Below are 16,486 nucleotides of genomic sequence, written 5' to 3' on the forward strand. Positions count from 1 at the left end.
TTCACACTTGTGCTGTAAGAACATTCAATAATTGAGGCAAACGCGCCATAAACGTATGGTTGCGCAATGTCGTTTGCAGCCCCCGCAATGCAATCAGGCGGCGCTCCTTCTCATGAACCAAATAGTATTCGATTTTGCGCTGCAGCTCTTCAGCAGAGCCAAAGGTCTCCATGTCAAACCCCGGCCGGTAGAAGCGGTCCAGATCTTCACGGATATCGGTCAGCTGCATTGTTCCGCAAGCACTGATTTCATAGGTCCTAGGATTGATGGAACGGGACGGCAATTGAAAGGAATTCCGGTTATCCTGTCCCCCCTCCCATGGACGGTGAATGTTGATGACCAGCTTTGACCCGCTGTAGTAATTCGCTGTCTCCTCAGGCGGAATAAATCCGTCCTTAATGAAAGGCGAGAGCTCCTCAAACTGGGTCAGACGCTCCCAGAACCCGCCGGCGATCAGCACCTTTTTGTCCTTCAGAAAAGGAGCCAGCCCATCAAACAGCTCCGTCCGGTTGCGGAAGGCGTTGCCGATAAACACCACATCATATTGATATTGCGGATCGGTGCGGCGCGGATAGAACATTTGCGGATTCACACAGAGCGGAAGATAATGGACAGAAGCCACCCCAAGTGAGCGGTAGAATTCCACACAGCCCAGCTCATGCGTAAACACATGGTCGTAATGCTGGCTGATAACAGAAGTGTCTTTGGTAAAATAAGGATCATCTACAAACCAGATTGCCGTAGAAATACCCAGTTTTTTGATTTCGGTAATTTGCTCCAAATGGTTCTCGGGAAACACATGCAGCCCGTTCATGACAAGTACCGCTCCCGGCATTTCGCGTGCCGCAACTTCCAGCATGGTTTCCGGATCGCTTAAGACCAATTCACTGACCAGCTGTCCAAGCGCCTCCGTTACACCTGCGTCTATGGCTTGAAATCCCTGGGGAACGTACATCAGCTTAAGCGGGCGGCACTCCTGCTCTGCCTCCGGAGAATTCAGGCGTTTCACGGCTTCACACAAGCCAAGACGGTATCCCTCCTGATATCCGTCCCTATATTCCTGCGGACGCTCTGTTCTCTTTTTAACTTTCACGGCTTTCACCCTGCCCCGTCATATTCTCAAGACAATATAACTATATGCGGAGTCAGCGTTCGCCTCATGGACACCTGTCTGTATTACGGCGAAATTGGCTGATGCCCCCTGTCATCCACCCGGATTGCCCGAACCTTTGCAGAATTTATCCACTCAGGCTACACTGAAGACAAGCCAATTGAGCGTGCAAGATATCATTCGTAAGTAGGGAGAGTGGGAGAATGAATACTATGAATAATGCCATGCTCTACGTCCGCCATGCGGAGCTGCTTCGCGATAAGGTTCCTTCCTTCCGGACTTATCCGTTTCATTTGCCGGCGGTGCGCGACCTCCATCGTCTGGAGTTTCAGAAGCAGGTTACTTTTCTGGTAGGGGAGAACGGAACGGGAAAATCAACCTTACTGGAGGGAATTGCGGCGGCATGGGGCTTTAATCCGGAAGGCGGGACACTCAACTTCTCATTTAACACCCGGTCTTCACATTCACATCTGTATGAATTCTTTCGTATTGCCAAAGGGGTACGGCGTCCAAAGGACGGCTTCTTCCTGCGTGCGGAGAGTTATTACAATGTGGCGACTTTTATTGACGAATTGGATGAAGAGCCTAAGGCAGGCAACTTCATCAAGGATTCCTACGGGGGCAAGTCATTGCATGAGCAGTCGCATGGCGAATCCTTTTTTTCCACCTTTGTTCACCGTTTTGGCGGCCAAGGCCTCTACATTCTCGACGAGCCGGAGGCTGCCACGTCCCCGCTACGGCAGATGTCGCTGCTGGTGCGGATGCATGAGCTGGTGCAGCAGCATTCGCAGTTCATTATCGCCACACATTCACCTATCCTGATGTCTTATCCGGGCGCAGATATCTATCTCCTGGGAGAGGAAGGCATCCGGCAGGCTGCATTGGAGGATACGGAACATTACACTGTAACCAAGGCGTTCCTGAACGACCGTCAAGGCATGCTGCGCGAGCTGCTGGGCGACGGCTAACTGGCGTTATCTGGCTTATCACAGTGCCAAGAGTATCCCCAAGCAGACTAAGCGGAACAAAATTACACAATAGTGAATACGCTTGCTATTTAAAGCTTGGACCTATCGTGACACATATTGTGGTACACGTCCTCTCATTTTGCCAAGTGACACCGCTTGCGTGATTTCAAGTGCACTTCTACCCTCATTTTTCCATCTAGCCCTCATACGGCGATATCAAGTGCACTTCTACCCCTTCCCCATCTAGCCCTCATACGGCGAAATCAAATGCACCTTTACCTCTCATAATTTCCTGTACATAAAAAAAAGACACCCTAACGGCTGCCGTTAAAGTGTCTTCATCTATAAAATTGCTTCCTATTATACTCTAGTAGAGCTGATCATCCTTGTCCGTGAGGCAATCGGTATACTCGTTCAGAAGAGCATCCAGCTTTACGGATTGGCGAAGCACTCTTAAATCATTCATTCCATACTCAATGGCCATTCTATTCAATTCCTGTCTTGCCTGTTCAATTCTATCCTTGTGTTCATCATTTCCCATAGCGGCCCCCTTATTGGATGAGGCTGTTTCAAGCCGATTTCTTGTTATTTACTAAAGTTCCAAACACATTGTATTCCATAATCAGTTAAGGGTCAATTCCTCTGCAGAAGGCCAAGTTGGGTAAGTTTTCAGCGCCTAACGTTTTTGGCCTGCAAAGTATTTTCCTGCGCCTGCGAGCTTATGCACCACCCAGCCCAGCATAGCTACGGCCATCATATCAAAGCACACATTGAACAGGAATAAATGCTTGCCGATATCCGCACGACCGTCGCCCAGGATCGGTACCAGAAAGGAGAACAACCCGATCAGGCCCAGCAGCATCATCAGCTCACCGGCTATCCGTCCGCGTAATTCGCGGGTACGGAAATATTCGAACAGCACTCCGCCGTAATACACCAGATAGAACAAAACGAGGAAACCGAGGGTATGCGGAATATGGTTGTTTTTAAACTGACTCCAAGCGCTGTAAGTATAGGCGAGTGCACCTGCCGGCTTATTCTCGCTCTTCTCATAGCTCCCTAGATAATAAGGGCGGATAGACATGCTGTTCTCAGCAGCGTATTTCATATTGTCTATCAAGCGGGAAGGATGTTTTAAATAGAAGAACAACACGTCCTTATGGGACATCCGGTCATAGAAATCCGGCGTCAGTGAAGGATCATCCTGCTTGATGGCTGTATCTCCCTGAAAATAATTCGTACCCGCCAGCACCTCCAGCCGCTCCGGCAGCCCCAGATCGCGCAAATCCCCCCGCACATCGGGCGACTCATTCAGAATCCCGAAAAATACCGTTTGATAGAGATTGATATGCTTCAGTTCCTTGGGTGCCCCGACATACATAATGACTGACACAAGAAATACCGCTACCGCAAACCACCGGGCCAGCTTTTTCCAGCTGCCTGATCCCTTGAGTGCGGCCATCCGCAGGAAGATCAGCGCAAATGCTATACCCACCGGCGCGTTTTGGATTTTGGAGCAGATCAGGAACAGCACGGCAATAAAGAACACCGTCAGCCCTTTGGGGGTAGGCTGTTCCTGCCCGGCAAGTCTCAGACCCAGCGCAAATGTAAGCAGCATAAACACCATCGACACGGGTTCGCCGAACAGCGAATTGAAATAAGCCAAATATCCGATGTCATAAAAAACAAACAGCATTCCCGCACCCAGCACCAGTCCCGTAATGTAGGAACGGCCTGTGCCCAGCTTAACAATCAGCCAGGTGGCTGCCAGCAGCAGGAGGGCATAAACGGCACCCAGCAGGCGAATATCGAAATAGCTGCCGTGGAAAAGGCCGGAAATGAGCCTTGGCACCAGCACCAGAAAAATTTGCGACGAAGGATAAAACCCCCGAAACAGATTATCATAAGAAAATCTGGAATGGCTGAAGCTGAAAAAGCGGTCAGCATAACCTTCCACAGCCTCATAGTAATTCAAGCCGATCGTATTCATCATACGCAGAAAGTCGCCATTGTCGGCAACTCCGACGAACGGCTTCAGGAACAGCAGATAAATAATCAGCCCGCCCCCGGCAAGAGCCGCCAGTACCTCTGCCTTCAATAGTCTTTTCATAGTCTCCCCCTAGCGCTGCGGAAGCAGCTTCACATATTCATCAGACAGGCCCATCAGCTTCAGAATATAGTCATAGTCTTGTTTGTATGAACTGAAATCCTTCACAGGCTCCAGCGTATCCAGCGAAACGGCTTCACCGTCTTCGAAGCCTTTACCCGGCACGAACATAATTTCATCATTAAAAAAGGAACCCGTGGGGAGATAGTAACGCATGCCCACTACATTGTGGTCAACATTAAGCAGATCCTGCCCGAACGCCGTATAACCTTCTTCTTTCAGCGGAATCCCCAGCAAATTGGCCAGAGTCGGAACGAAATCCATTTGGCCTCCGGTCCGGTCCACAACCCGCCCCTGCTCCATGCCTGGAACATGAATAATAAGCGGGATGTTGAATCGGCTGACCCGCGAATCATATTTCGTTCCCAGCGCAGCTTCCACCTGCTCCGGCGGCACATCCTTAGGCTGCAGTCCAAAGTGATCGCCGTACAGCATCAGCACGGTGTTCTCCCACAGCCCGCTTTGCTTCAGTCCTTCAATCAGCGTCCCGATGGCATAGTCAGTGTAATTGATTGCCGTTAAATAATCGCCCAGCATGGTATCCTGCAAATCCTCCGGCAGCGTTATTCTTTTGGCAGCATCAGGGATCTTGAACGGGTGGTGGCTGGAGGCGGTTACCAGCTGAGCATAAAAGGGTGTCCCTTTCTGCTGCAGCTTCGCCAGCTCATCAACCGCTGTAATATACAGCTGCTCATCGGAAGCGCCGAAAGCATTGAAATGATCATTGGTATAATGGCCCTTATCATAATAGCCGTTAAAGCCCAACGCCGGATACAGCTGATTGCGGTTCCAGAACCCCACCTTGTTCACATGAAAGGTGTAAGACTCGTAGCCTTTATCCCGCAAAAGACGGGGCAGACTCGGCAGCTCCCGGTCTCCAAAGCCCGTTGACATCGCAAGCGTGCCTATCGGATAGATCGAGGTATTGCTCATAAATTCAGCATCCGAGGTATTGCCCGGACCAATCTGCTGATAGACATGCGGAAAATAAAAGCCCTCTCCCGCTAAGCGGTTCAGCACCGGCGTTAATTCCTGACCGTCCAGCGACTGATGCAGCGGAAAATTCTGAAAAGCTTCCATCTGGATGACAATTACATTTTTCCCCTTTTGCGAGCCGAACAAATCCGGCACCGTCCCCGGGGCCTTATCACTGTATGGATAAGAAGACTGAAGTTCCGTTACTTTGGCAATGGTATCCTTGATATCTCCGGTTCCAATCAGGCCATTATCCTCCTGGGCTTTGATCGCAGCCACCACTTCGTAATTCAGAAATCCGGCGCTCTCCGCCTGAACCAGCTCATTGGTAATTCCCTTTGCCGCATGTACGGAGTAGACCGACAGCGAAGCGCCGCCTATAATGGCGGCAAGAATGACGATCAGTTGGGCTCTCCGCCCACGGGGAGACCGCCAGCTCCGCACCGGATAAGCTGTACCTCTCCGCCATCTGCGAATCAAGGCGTACAGAATCATGATCACAATATCGGCAAAAAACAGGTAATCAATGTACTCGATTGTCGATTCCACGCTCTCTTTTACCGCAAAAACCTGATTTAGCTCATAGAAAGCCAAATAGGTCGGAACCGACCCGAAATGGTTAAAATAGACACTGGACGCAAACAGCAGCAACGACAATATTCCGTTAAAGCTCCAGTAGACCGCCGTCTTCATCCGTCCCGGTACAATCAGCGCCAGAATCCCCATAATCAGCAGAACCGGAGCAATATCTGCTGCAATCCATTCCCAGGAAATCCGGTCGAAAAACAGTATTCTCAGCAGCAGCAGCTTCAGCCAGATCAGTCCGGCCACAATAAAGAAATGGGCATGCACCAGCCCAATTTTGTTCTCGCTCATTAGTTCTCCTTATTCATCCTTAATCTCTTTTGTAAATTCCACTCTTATTTTCAGTAAAATATCAGATTTCTCTAGTATAGCAATACTTGTTATGTATATCAAAGAGGGATGCGGCCTCATGCAGGCACACATCCCTCTTCATAATATATTGAATTCCACCCTTATTAAGGATTCATCTCCCGCTTCACCTTAAAGCTGTACATGACCCCTTCAAGATTATAGGAGGCCTCGATTGCCGGTGCCGTTCCCCCGCTCTCAAAGGTAATGATCCCTGGCCTCGATTGATTTTTGACCAGCGTGTAGTCCTCCAGCCGAATACCGAATATTCCATCTGCAATAGCCGCAGCCGCACTCTGCAGCTTGGAATTCTCCATGTCCAGCAGCTTCCGGTCCTGTTCGGCGAGCTTCTTGAGATCAGATGACTTGGCTATGAACAAGGATGAATCAGAGACTTCCATGACTTCTTGCGTAGCATCATTGAAAGTTATAACAAATGAGGGAAAAGATACATCCGGGCCATAAAATAAAGTGATTTCATCGTCCACTCCCTCTCCGGTGTAACGGGAAGCCTTACTCAGCTTATCCGTGCCGCCGCTTCTAAACAAACCAAGCGCATGCAGCCCGGCCTGTTTCATTTTATCCGCGATCTCATTCTGGCCTACCGCAAAGTAAGCCCGGTCATATTTCCCGTTCACATAACCAATCTGCGCCTCTTCCGAGAACAGGTTCTCGCTCACCTGCGCAGCCTGATTAGGGACACGCCCGTAATCCACAAACCGTGTCAACCCATCCGCTTTGAACTCGCCCTTATAACCCAGTTCCCGCAGTTTCTCCTTGGCCTTGCCCAGCATATCGTCATCAATTTCTTCAGCAGCAAATATAGCGCTCATACTGTACATCATCACTTGCCCTGTCTCCGTGCTGACCCAGATATTGGCGTAATAGTCGCCGTCCTTAAAAATAATGCGGACCTGATCTGCTCCTACCTGCGGCTCTATGCTCTCGAAGGGCAGCTTCTTGCCAAGCTGCTCCTGCATCGTCTTCTCTGCCGTCTTGATCATCCCGGCCTCCGTAACGTCAGCGGTTTCTTCATGCTGATAGGAAGGACCGGCGGTGTTTCCTTCGCCAAAAGGTCCGGTTCCCAGGTAAAACACCCCTGCTCCCACAAGCAGCAGGACTCCGGCAGCGGCTATGCCCGCACGGAATTTAAATCCTTTCCGTTCCTGGTGCGGCTCGCCTTCCTTCACCCGGCGCATAACCTTACCGGCATGCACATCCGTAAATTTCGCCTCTTCGAATGGCCCTTTTCTAGCCCGTTCATACCACTCAGGCTCCCGTTCCCGCATCACTCCAACCCCCTTATACTTTCCTGGACTTTACGCCGCGCACGGTGCAGTCTGGATTTGACGGTTCCCGGAGATAACCGGGTCAGCTCGGCAATTTCTTTTACCGACAGCTCCGCTCTTAAATCGAGCACCAGCACTTCACGGAATTTATCCGGCAGCTTCATAATAATGCTCCAAATGTCGTCGATATGGCGGTTGCCGAGATACTCCATCTCCGCCGAACGGGTAATGCCGGTCTGTTCCAGCACGAACCCTTCATTGCCGGAGCCGGAAGGACTCAGAGTTTGAACTCCGCCCCACAGGCCTGACCGGAAGAAACGTGATTTGCGGTAGGAAAACACCGTATTGCGCGCAATCGTGAGCAGCCACGCCTTCAGTGAGGAAGTTCCCCGGTAGGTCCCGATCCGGTAATAGCATTTGACGAATACCTCCTGCGCCAGATCATCCGCCTGTTCGGAATTGCCGGTGAGATAATAGATATAATGCCAAATACCCTCGCCATACAGGCTCATGATTCGCCTCAGCTGTTCTTCATCCATTGTTTCTGCAGCTTTAAGATTATCGAGTTCCAATATATTCACCTCACTACATATGACCTCACTGCCAGCTAACGGGTTCCCGTTTGGCAAAATTTCTTTATGGATACAGCAAAAAAAACGGAAGGCCGCAGCCTCCCGCCAAATGATAGGGTTGATCAAACATTGAAATAAGTGCTAATTCTCAAATTATTGAACATTCTTCCATAAATTATAACGTTTTCCGATTCAAACGGTCAATGCTTCAGCCCAGCGGAGAGTGCGCCAGCAGTCTTTGAATAGAACGGTTGGCCTCATGCAGCACAACCTCCTTATCTACCGTCTTCAACAGGCCATGATCCATCACGATTTCACCGTCGATGATTGTCGTCTCCACATCTGCCCGGGTGGCGGAATAGACAATACGGGAAATCGGATCTACATCAAAGGAGGGGAAGGTATGAAAGTTGTAGAGGTTGAGAATCGCCAGATCGGCTTTTTTGCCTACCTCGATGCTGCCGATCTTGTCTTCCATGCCTACCGCCTTGGCCCCGCCGATGGTTGCCATCCGGAAGACACTTCTTGCATCCATCGTGGTCGGCCCATGCTGCGGTTTCTGGATGATCGCGGCAAGCCGCATCTCATTGAACATATCCAGGTTATTGTTGCAGGGCGCACCGTCCGCACCTAGACTGAGATGGATGTGGGTCTCCAGCATCCCCGGTGTATCGGCGATCCCGGAAGCCAGCTTCAGATTGGAGCCCGGACAGTGGCTGACATGCACCCCGCGGTCCCGCAGAATCTTTTTCTCCTCGTCATCCAGCCATACACAATGCGCGAGAATCAAGCGATCATTCGCCAGCCCCAAATGATCGAGGTAGACGACATTGCGCATGCCGGTCATCGCCTGGACAATCTCGATCTCCCCCAAATTCTCTGAAGCATGGGTATGCACCTTAACTCCATAGCGCGCCGACAGATCCCGCACTTCCTTCAGCAGCGGCTCCGTGCAGGAGATGACAAAACGCGGCGAGAAGGCGTACTGGATCCGGCCCCCGCCATAGCCATGCCATTTCTCCAGCAAATCCACGCTCTCCTGAAGAGAAGCAGCCGTCTCCTCCTGCAGAGCTGCCGGAACCTCGTCATTCTTCTGATCCATCATCACCTTGCCGGACAGGGCGCGTATGCCGCTCTTGGCTATGGCCTGGAAAGCATAATCCGTATGGTTCACCGTCTCCATATCCACAATAGTCGTTGTGCCGCTGGAAATCAGCTCCCCTATGCCCAGCATGGCGGAGTAATAGAGTGATTCCTCATCATGCGCCGCTTCCAGCGGCCAGATCCGCTTGCGCAGCCAATCCATCAGCTCCAGATCATCGGCTTTGCCGCGGAAGAGCGTCTGGCATAGATGAATATGCGTCTGTACAAAACCGGGAATGACCGTACGGTTCTTCGCGTCAATGACCCGTTCACCGTCCTGCGGCTGCAGCCCGCTGCCGATTTCCACAATCAGGCTGTCCTTAATGCGGATATCCCCGTAAAGAATCTCCTCCTGCTTGTTCATCGTAATAATCTCCGCATGTTTGATCAGTATGTTCGCCATGGTCCGATTCCCCCTTGTCAGATAATAGTTAGCTGCTGCAGATAACACAAAAAGGCCACAAAAATATGCCGCAGCATATTTTCGTAGCCAGAAATTTACGGTTCCCGGTAGAGACCCTTAAACCAATTATTAAGGATATACGAAAGAAAAGACTATTCAATTGCTTTCTGAATAGTCCCATCATAAAGTAAGGATAAGTTTGTTGTCAACTAAAGTTACATATAAATGCGGAAATTCTTAAAAAAATGATGAAAATAACCTTAAAAAGTCAGTGAAACCCTCTTTAACGTTAACTAACATTACATAAAATACGTTTTTGCAGGAAATGTTCCTTAAGCTTGTCCGTCCAGTTTCGCCGCGCCTTCCAGCACCTTCTCGAATACCGGGAAATTCGCTGTGCGGCCGGGGAACGAGACTTCACCCCTGCGCTCATAGCCAAGTCTGGGATATAAGCTAAGCGCTATGGTATTCTTCATATATGTATCCAGCCGGATGCTGCTGTATCCGCAGTTCACAGCATGCTCCTCGGCAAAAGCGGTCAGCTTCCGCGCGATGCCCTTGCCCTGCACCTCCGGATGAACAGCCAGGCGATGCATGATTAAATGCCGTCCCTGCTCCTGCGACCAGCGAATCTCCCCGTACTGCTCCGCCTGATTCTCATCCAATACAATAATACCCGCAATGGCTTCATTGTCGATATAGACATACAGTGTGCCGCGCTCGATATCGAGACCGATAACTTCCCGGTTAGGGTAGCTCTCATTCCATTGGTCGCTTCCGCCGGCCTGCATAACCTGTACACATTTGGCAATCAGCTCCATAATTTCCCCGACTTCTTCTCTCAGCGCCTTCCGAATCTTATTACCGCTCATGTGTATCCTCCACTTTCTATCGACATTTGAATCCGGCAAGGATTCTGTAAAGAAGTCTACCATAACCGGAAGTACAATCAATAGACCAGAGCTTTCCAACTGCTCCAGAGCGGGCGGATCAGAGGGAAGCGGCCTATAGAGGAGTAGCGGCGGTTTAACCTTCACCAGCCCTCTAATTGGCCCCTTACCCTTTGGCCTTGGATGTCTCAGCCCAGCTCCAGCTTATGCCCGTCCTCGAAGCCCTTGGCGAAACCGGCGTCGAACCCCACGTTGTATGCTTCGGTGTAGCCCTGCTGAAAGGCGTCTCCCGGCGGCGTTTCCGGAGGGACGCCAAGATCCGGGGGGAGCTGCACTACCTGAGGCGCCGGAGGAGCTTCAACCACTGGGACCACCTGCACGGGTACCATATGCACTGGCGGCTGCACTACCGGCTGAACTATCGGCTGCACAGACGGCTGCACTACCTGGATTTTCTGCACAATCCGGCGGCGTTGTCTTCTCTTCTTGCGCACCAACAGACCTTTTGGGGCTCTGCCATAACGAACTCTGCGGCTGCGGCCTCTGCCGATCCTGGCCTTCCGGGATAGCAACAATGTTCGTCTGCGGGTTCCCCTGCCTGAACGCTTGATAGCTTTCTTCCTCTTCATTCTTCTACTCCTCCTGTACTCCATGCACTCTTGAGATTCCTCCTGCACATGTCTTGCTCAGCCATGGCGCAGCAGGAATCCCCAGTTTGGGCTGATGCAGCGAAATGCCGGACATCATCCGGCACATGGCGCTTTGGTACTGGCTTAGGATTCTGATATTGTCGCTTAGCTTGCGGGCTGTCAGCTCCGATTGCCCCGTTATTTCGGCGATGCTCTCCAAGATCGCGGCGAGTGCGGCCTGGCTGCGGGCAATGGAGCGGATCATCTCCAGCTTGACGGCGTGTTCGGAGAGAAGCCCGCCGCTCATTTGTCGTCGTCCCCGAAATTAAAGCCTTCACCGGACATGCCGCCAAAGCCGCCGCCGCCGCCGCCTTCTTCCTCACCGCTGCCCAGCACTGCCTTTAAATTGCTGTACAGCCCATTCTCCAATTTCGTCAGCCCTTCCACCATTTCCACGATCACTTCATGAATGGAGAGGGATTGCTTCAACTGCTCTTCATGGGTATCGAACGCTCTAGCGTGGATATGATGCTGCGTCCACTGCTTCACCTTTTCCGCTTCCACCGCTTTGGCTTCAAGAATCATCGCGATGTTCCACTGGATAGTAGCGGTCGACTCCAGCATTTGCAGATAAGCCTTTTCTCTGCTCATCTTCCGCCTCCTGCTCTTTTAATCGCTACTCTTCTTCCTGACCGTTTAATTCCTTGATGACTCTGCCTACCCCTTCAGCCATCGCTTCTTCCAGATCGGCTATCGCGTTCAAGTAAGCAATAATATTCTTGTTAACCTGACCGTGGCTTTCTACCAGCCCGCTGAATCCGCCAAAATCAGGCTCCGCATCCGGCAGATCATGGACTATTTGCGACATACGGACGGCAACGTGGCGTTCGGCGTCAAGAATCCGCGCCATCTGTTCGTGCGTATGGGCCATGTGCTGCAGCACTTTTGTTATTTTATTCTGCACCTTCATGTCTCCTTTGCTCAAACGCCCTGCTACAGCATATGCGGCAAGCGCCTTGACGGTGCGGAGAAACGGTGTAACTTTGAGGAGGCCTGAAGACTTTTGCTGAGAATAGGCGGAGATTGACAGCTGCGGAAAGTCAGATTATTCTGAGGATGAAATTGAATTTTTTACCATACATAGATTGGGAATCAGTTCCTGACCGGATTGGAGGTAATGTATGAAACTGGAAGGCAACCGTCTGGATTTGCAGCCTTTAACCGCAGCGGAGCTCTCGCTCGCCACAGAGAATTATGCCGGGCTGAAGCAGGCTCTTGGCCTGAACGCTGGCGGCGCCTCCTTGGACGAGGAAATGCAGTATGCTATGCGGATCAGACATTCCAGAGTGCAGCAGGATGAGGAAAATTACCTCTGGCTGACCAACTGGGCCATTATTCAGCGCAGGCACCAGCAGATTATCGGGTATATCATCCTGAAAGGCTGTCCGAATGAACAAGGCGAGGTCATTATAGGCTACTGCATTGACGAATGGCATTGGGGAAAAGGCTATGCTACAGAGGCAGTGCGGACTATCAGCGAATGGATCTTCAACGATCCCAGGGCGCAATGGATTATTGCTGATACGGAAAAGGATAATTGGGCTTCTCACAAAGTCCTGGAGCATCTGGGCGCGCATATGTACCGTGACACGGGCGATTTGTTCTGGTGGAGAATTGCGCGGCCGGCTAATACTGTATCTTCCATTTCATAATCTGCAGCCAAACCTTCATTTCTTGTACAATGAAAAACACGCCGCCCTTAAGGCAGCGTGTCTTTCAGCTTCTCACCCGCTTCACGCAGTGACTGGAATGTTCCCGCATCACTCCACCATTCCTTAAGCACATCATAGCTGAGCATGCGGTCGGCAGCGTAAATGTTGTTCACATCGGTAATTTCCAGCTCCCCCCTTTGGGAAGGGGACACGCGGCGGATAATATCGAACACGGCCTCATCGTACATATAAATGCCGGTTACACAATAGTTGGTCTTCGGGATCTCCGGCTTCTCTTCGATGTACGCAATCAATGTTGAATCCTCGCCGTCAAATACCGGAACGCCGTATCTACGCGCATCCTCCACCGGCTTCAGCAGCACTTTCGCCGTGCCTTCGGGCTGCTGAAGATAGCTCTGCACGTAAGGCGTCAGATCATCCATAAAAAGATTGTCACCCAGCAGCACGATAAACCTTTCGCCCGGAAGAATAAACCCCTCCGCCAGCTCCAGCGCTTCCGCGATACCTCCTGCGGCTTCCTGAATTTTGTAAGTCAGAGATACGCCAAATTCCGCACCGCTGCCCAAAAAATCGGTATACTGCCCCGCAGACTGCTTGCTGATGACCAGGAGAATATCGGTTATACCCCCCCGGCGCAACCGGTCTATACCGTAACACACCATAGGATATTTGCCGACCGGAAGCAAATGTTTGTTCATAAGCCGGGTCAGCGGATAGAGTCTTGTTCCTTTTCCGCCCGCCAATATGACTCCTTTCACTTACTTTCCTCCTCTTTATCTGTGTCTTTAGTCTTCGGGTCAACATTTCAGAAGAACTGTGCCGGATCCATATGCCATTTATCTATAAAAATCCTGCGGTTTCGCTCCACAAGCTCCTTAAGTGCAGAGGAGTATACCTCCTTGAAGCTCGCGCTTCCTTCATGATGCACCAGGCAATCCCCGGCAATCAGCAGCCGGTAGCCACGCAGCCGGGCGCGGAAGCAGTAATCATCATCCTCATAATGTCCAGGTGAATACCGTTCATCCAGCAGTCCCACAGTGTCCATCAGCTCTCGTTTGAACAAAAAGCATAAGCCCACCAACCGTCTCGTCTCTATCCATTTCGAGGGATCTTGGAGGTTGGCCTGCCGGGCCTCCGCATGAAAACCCGGTATATCACTGTATGCAGTCTTGACCTGCTGCTGGCCGCTGGCATAGTTGGTCACGGGACCGGCAATACCAACATCCGGTGCGCTGTATAGTGCTGCCTTAAGGTTCCGTAGCCAGCCCTGCGAGACGACAACATCATTATTCAGCAGCAGCAGCTCATCGCCTGAAGCGAGTTGCATCCCCATATTGCAGGCAACGGGAAATCCGCGGTTCTCAGGCAGGGAGATAAAGGTTAGATTATTGGTCCGGCAGTACGTGTCGGTACCATCCTTCGAAGCGTTGTCGATCACAATGATTTCATACGGCGTTTCGGTATAGGCCCGGATGGCTTCCACACAGGTCCGCAGCAGTTCAAGTCCGTTATATGTCGGAATAATGATACTGGTCATTGTCATAACCGGTTCCTCCAGGCAGCCATTTGCCGGCGCTGCTCCTGCAGGCGCTCACCGGAGAGCACTCCGCTCGCTTCCCTGTGCGCAATAACCGCCTGCAGCGCTTCCGCATGATCGCCGATAATCAGCTGTTCCACCGCGTTGCCGGCTCCCGTATTCCCTTGGCGCAGCCGGTTATGCTTGATGACATTAACCGTTCCGGCCTTCTCCACCCGCAGCCGATTCAGAATGGAGAGGGCTTGCGCTTTCGGGGGAACCATCAGTTCACGGTAACCGATGGTTTCCAGTGCACGGCGGGACAAGGCATGGGGAACAGCGGTCATGGAGCTCACCCCGAGATCCCTCCGGCCTAGAACCCCGTTTAAATACAGCTTGCAGCGGGTAACATCATCACTTGCGCCAAATGGCGGCAGCAGGCCATCCAGATCATTAAGCGCAACATCAATTCCGCTGTCTACAGCTGCTGCAAAAAGGGCCAGCTGCCGGGCCGGAATGCTCATGTCTCCATCCAGAAAGAGCAGAATATTCCCCCGGCTGAGCTTGGCGCCAAGCGCACGCCCCACATCATGACCGGCCGATTCGGGGCAATGCACGACCGTTGCCCGTGTGCACATTCTGGATTGCTGAAAGCTGTTGTCGCTGCAGCCGTTCAGCACCACGATGATCTCCGCCGGCTCCAGAAGCTCCACCTGCTCCAGGAGACCGGGCAAGGTACGCGCCTCATCTCTTGCCGAGATGATGACGGACAGCAAGCCGCGCAATTTCGGAAGCATCCGCTGCGGTTTCCCGGCAGCGGATGCTTCTGCCGCCGTGCGCCGGACAGCAGAGCCGCGGGCTGCGGATAATCCCGCTCCCGTAAGCCGTTCAGAGGAGCCGCCAGCCCCGAATGAACCTGCTCCTTTTTTATTAGATGCAGACTTCCTGATGCCCGGAATACCTGCTCCGCTCCGGCGGGGAGAAGTGCCGGCGGAAAACGTTCTTCTCCGTTTCGAACGTAATACGGCCTTATAGCCAGTAGCCATTACCTCACCATCTCCCTTCGCCGGGTGCCGTCGCTGAATCCCGCCCTCTCCCCCTTGAGCTCGAGCAGCATAGACACAGCATCGAGGTGATCCCTGAGAATAATCTCCTGCAAGGGGTCCCTTCCGCCGCGCTTGCGGCGGACAGCATTCAGTTTGCCAACAGGCACTTTATGCACTTCCCTTACACTCAAGCCTTCCAGCAATGCGCGGGCATAAGCCAGCGGCGGCCTTGACAATAGACCGCTCCCCAGCACATTAAGCGCCTTGCGGCTGAGCGCATGGGGAACCGCCGTCAGTGAATACCCCTTCAGGTCGGAACGTCCGAGCATAATGTTCAGTGCATACTTGGAGAGCACCACAGGATGCGGAACCCTGCTGCGGACCGGCCCGGAATAATCATTAAGCGCTACATCCGTCCCGCCGCGGATTGCACTTACGAATGGACGCAGCTGCGCGGCGGGAATGACAAGATCCCCATCTGTAAACAGCAGGACCTCCCCTTTGGCCGCATCCGCTCCGACACTTCGGCCAACATCGTGTCCAAGCGGCTGCTCGAAAGAGATGACATGGGCACCCATAGATTTCGCTATTTCCGCCGTTTTATCGGCAGAGCCATTAACAATCACAATAACCTCACAGCGCGGATGAACACCCCTGGCTCCGGCAATCACACTGGCAATCGTCCTGGCCTCATTCATAGCCGGAATAATAACAGACACGTAAGGCTCGGGATGATTCTGTGCAGGACGTACAGCTACGGGCCGCACTGGCCGGGAGTTCCGCCGCGCTGGTCGAGCTGCCCGCCGCCCCGTGCGGCGGGCAGCTGTTCGTTTATGCTTCAAGCTCATCCACCTTCCTTGCAGGGCATACTGCCGGGCTTAGGGTTACATCACAGTCTATGTAATCCGCTTCTCCGGGTAACGGCGGGTGTCTCCCTTCACACACAAATTTGGACAGATGTCATCCATCCCGCATTCAACCGACTTTTTCGGGCGATAAACACAAGTAGAAACGGCTTCGCCGTCCTTAAAAGGACGGTGTCCGTTTCAGCGAGAAATAGAAGGATAATTTATAGCGTGAAGCATATAAATGCTTATATTTGAACAAGAGC

Annotated in this window: 18 protein-coding genes and 1 riboswitch; of the genes, 2 read left to right on the forward strand and 16 right to left on the reverse strand. The window is 52.0% G+C overall.

What is annotated here, in order from left to right:
* Position 1 precedes the first annotated feature (1 nt).
* Entirely contained in the window at positions 2–1,102 is a 1,101-nt protein-coding gene (locus H70357_RS27590; RefSeq protein ID WP_379146656.1) for a CgeB family protein, read from the reverse strand.
* A gap of 212 nt (positions 1,103–1,314) precedes the next feature.
* On the opposite strand from H70357_RS27590, the gene H70357_RS27595 reads away from it, so the two are divergent.
* Positions 1,315–2,079, forward strand: a complete 765-nt coding sequence (locus tag H70357_RS27595) for an AAA family ATPase (RefSeq protein ID WP_038596008.1) — start codon at positions 1,315–1,317, stop codon at positions 2,077–2,079.
* Between the two features lie 367 nt (positions 2,080–2,446).
* Here the strand turns inward: H70357_RS27595 and H70357_RS35495 are convergent, their stop codons facing one another.
* The 11 genes from H70357_RS35495 to H70357_RS27645 all read right to left on the reverse strand — a co-directional run bounded on the left by H70357_RS35495 (position 2,447) and on the right by H70357_RS27645 (position 12,044).
* Positions 2,447–2,620 (reverse strand): aspartyl-phosphate phosphatase Spo0E family protein, encoded by a 174-nt coding sequence (locus H70357_RS35495; protein ID WP_076110797.1) that lies wholly within the window; start codon positions 2,618–2,620, stop codon positions 2,447–2,449.
* A gap of 135 nt (positions 2,621–2,755) precedes the next feature.
* A complete protein-coding gene (wsfD, locus tag H70357_RS27600; protein ID WP_052092282.1) occupies positions 2,756–4,189 on the reverse strand; it encodes a glycan biosynthesis hexose transferase WsfD in 1,434 nt (477 codons plus the stop codon).
* A gap of 9 nt (positions 4,190–4,198) precedes the next feature.
* Positions 4,199–6,097 (reverse strand): LTA synthase family protein, encoded by a 1,899-nt coding sequence (locus H70357_RS27605; protein ID WP_052092283.1) that lies wholly within the window; start codon positions 6,095–6,097, stop codon positions 4,199–4,201.
* 164 nt (positions 6,098–6,261) lie between these two features.
* Positions 6,262–7,443 (reverse strand): hypothetical protein, encoded by a 1,182-nt coding sequence (locus tag H70357_RS27610; RefSeq protein ID WP_038596011.1) that lies wholly within the window; start codon positions 7,441–7,443, stop codon positions 6,262–6,264.
* Positions 7,443–8,024, reverse strand: coding sequence for an RNA polymerase sigma factor (locus H70357_RS27615; RefSeq protein ID WP_331281741.1), 582 nt, complete (start codon positions 8,022–8,024; stop codon positions 7,443–7,445). The genes H70357_RS27610 and H70357_RS27615 overlap by 1 nt, the downstream gene beginning before the upstream one ends.
* Positions 8,025–8,223: 199 nt before the next feature.
* Positions 8,224–9,561, reverse strand: a complete 1,338-nt coding sequence (locus H70357_RS27620) for a 5'-deoxyadenosine deaminase (protein ID WP_038596015.1) — start codon at positions 9,559–9,561, stop codon at positions 8,224–8,226.
* A 64-nt stretch (positions 9,562–9,625) separates the two neighbouring features.
* A riboswitch (purine riboswitch) is annotated at positions 9,626–9,724 on the reverse strand.
* Positions 9,725–9,893: 169 nt separating this feature from the next.
* A complete protein-coding gene (locus tag H70357_RS27625; protein ID WP_038596017.1) occupies positions 9,894–10,433 on the reverse strand; it encodes a GNAT family N-acetyltransferase in 540 nt (179 codons plus the stop codon).
* Between the two features lie 206 nt (positions 10,434–10,639).
* Complete coding sequence (locus H70357_RS27630; RefSeq protein WP_038596019.1) at positions 10,640–11,080, reverse strand: hypothetical protein; 441 nt, start codon at positions 11,078–11,080, stop codon at positions 10,640–10,642.
* Between the two features lie 4 nt (positions 11,081–11,084).
* A complete protein-coding gene (locus tag H70357_RS27635; RefSeq protein ID WP_038596022.1) occupies positions 11,085–11,387 on the reverse strand; it encodes a hypothetical protein in 303 nt (100 codons plus the stop codon).
* The gene (locus H70357_RS27640) at positions 11,384–11,731 is read right to left on the reverse strand and encodes an alpha-helical endospore appendage domain-containing protein (RefSeq protein WP_038596024.1); all 348 of its coding nucleotides are present in this window, start codon (positions 11,729–11,731) and stop codon (positions 11,384–11,386) included. Before H70357_RS27640 ends, H70357_RS27635 begins: the two co-directional genes overlap by 4 nt.
* A gap of 25 nt (positions 11,732–11,756) precedes the next feature.
* Positions 11,757–12,044, reverse strand: a complete 288-nt coding sequence (locus H70357_RS27645; RefSeq protein WP_038596026.1) for a hypothetical protein — start codon at positions 12,042–12,044, stop codon at positions 11,757–11,759.
* A gap of 217 nt (positions 12,045–12,261) precedes the next feature.
* Between H70357_RS27645 and H70357_RS27650 the strand changes: the two genes are divergently transcribed.
* Entirely contained in the window at positions 12,262–12,792 is a 531-nt protein-coding gene (locus H70357_RS27650; RefSeq protein ID WP_052092284.1) for a GNAT family N-acetyltransferase, read from the forward strand.
* 47 nt (positions 12,793–12,839) lie between these two features.
* On the opposite strand, the gene H70357_RS27655 is transcribed toward H70357_RS27650, so the two are convergent.
* Genes H70357_RS27655 through H70357_RS27670 form a run of 4 tightly spaced genes read right to left on the reverse strand, consistent with a single transcriptional unit; the run spans position 12,840 to position 16,223 of the window.
* Positions 12,840–13,571 (reverse strand): sugar phosphate nucleotidyltransferase, encoded by a 732-nt coding sequence (locus tag H70357_RS27655; RefSeq protein ID WP_038596028.1) that lies wholly within the window; start codon positions 13,569–13,571, stop codon positions 12,840–12,842.
* A gap of 47 nt (positions 13,572–13,618) precedes the next feature.
* Positions 13,619–14,356 carry a glycosyltransferase family 2 protein gene (locus H70357_RS27660; RefSeq protein ID WP_038596030.1) on the reverse strand — a complete coding sequence of 246 codons (738 nt, stop codon included), beginning with the start codon at positions 14,354–14,356 and terminating at the stop codon, positions 13,619–13,621.
* Positions 14,353–15,375, reverse strand: coding sequence for a glycosyltransferase family 2 protein (locus tag H70357_RS27665; RefSeq protein ID WP_052092285.1), 1,023 nt, complete (start codon positions 15,373–15,375; stop codon positions 14,353–14,355). The genes H70357_RS27660 and H70357_RS27665 overlap by 4 nt, the downstream gene beginning before the upstream one ends.
* Positions 15,375–16,223 (reverse strand): glycosyltransferase family 2 protein, encoded by an 849-nt coding sequence (locus H70357_RS27670; protein ID WP_038596032.1) that lies wholly within the window; start codon positions 16,221–16,223, stop codon positions 15,375–15,377. The genes H70357_RS27665 and H70357_RS27670 overlap by 1 nt, the downstream gene beginning before the upstream one ends.
* Positions 16,224–16,486: the final 263 nt, after the last annotated feature.

The organism is Paenibacillus sp. FSL H7-0357, from assembly GCF_000758525.1.
Taxonomy (GTDB): domain Bacteria; phylum Bacillota; class Bacilli; order Paenibacillales; family Paenibacillaceae; genus Paenibacillus_AQ.

Bases quoted from the DNA above. Each gene is read 5' to 3' on its own strand.
- H70357_RS27595 (WP_038596008.1), top strand. From the start codon at position 1,315: ATGAATACTATGAATAATGCCATGCTCTACGTCCGCCATGCGGAGCTG.
- H70357_RS35495 (WP_076110797.1), bottom strand. From the start codon at position 2,620: ATGGGAAATGATGAACACAAGGATAGAATTGAACAGGCAAGACAGGAA.
- wsfD (WP_052092282.1), bottom strand. From the start codon at position 4,189: ATGAAAAGACTATTGAAGGCAGAGGTACTGGCGGCTCTTGCCGGGGGC.
- H70357_RS27605 (WP_052092283.1), bottom strand. From the start codon at position 6,097: ATGAGCGAGAACAAAATTGGGCTGGTGCATGCCCATTTCTTTATTGTG.
- H70357_RS27610 (WP_038596011.1), bottom strand. From the start codon at position 7,443: ATGCGGGAACGGGAGCCTGAGTGGTATGAACGGGCTAGAAAAGGGCCA.
- H70357_RS27620 (WP_038596015.1), bottom strand. From the start codon at position 9,561: ATGGCGAACATACTGATCAAACATGCGGAGATTATTACGATGAACAAG.
- H70357_RS27625 (WP_038596017.1), bottom strand. From the start codon at position 10,433: ATGAGCGGTAATAAGATTCGGAAGGCGCTGAGAGAAGAAGTCGGGGAA.
- H70357_RS27630 (WP_038596019.1), bottom strand. From the start codon at position 11,080: ATGAAGAGGAAGAAAGCTATCAAGCGTTCAGGCAGGGGAACCCGCAGA.
- H70357_RS27635 (WP_038596022.1), bottom strand. From the start codon at position 11,387: ATGAGCGGCGGGCTTCTCTCCGAACACGCCGTCAAGCTGGAGATGATC.
- H70357_RS27640 (WP_038596024.1), bottom strand. From the start codon at position 11,731: ATGAGCAGAGAAAAGGCTTATCTGCAAATGCTGGAGTCGACCGCTACT.
- H70357_RS27650 (WP_052092284.1), top strand. From the start codon at position 12,262: ATGAAACTGGAAGGCAACCGTCTGGATTTGCAGCCTTTAACCGCAGCG.
- H70357_RS27660 (WP_038596030.1), bottom strand. From the start codon at position 14,356: ATGACAATGACCAGTATCATTATTCCGACATATAACGGACTTGAACTG.
- H70357_RS27665 (WP_052092285.1), bottom strand. From the start codon at position 15,375: ATGGCTACTGGCTATAAGGCCGTATTACGTTCGAAACGGAGAAGAACG.
- H70357_RS27670 (WP_038596032.1), bottom strand. From the start codon at position 16,223: ATGAGCTTGAAGCATAAACGAACAGCTGCCCGCCGCACGGGGCGGCGG.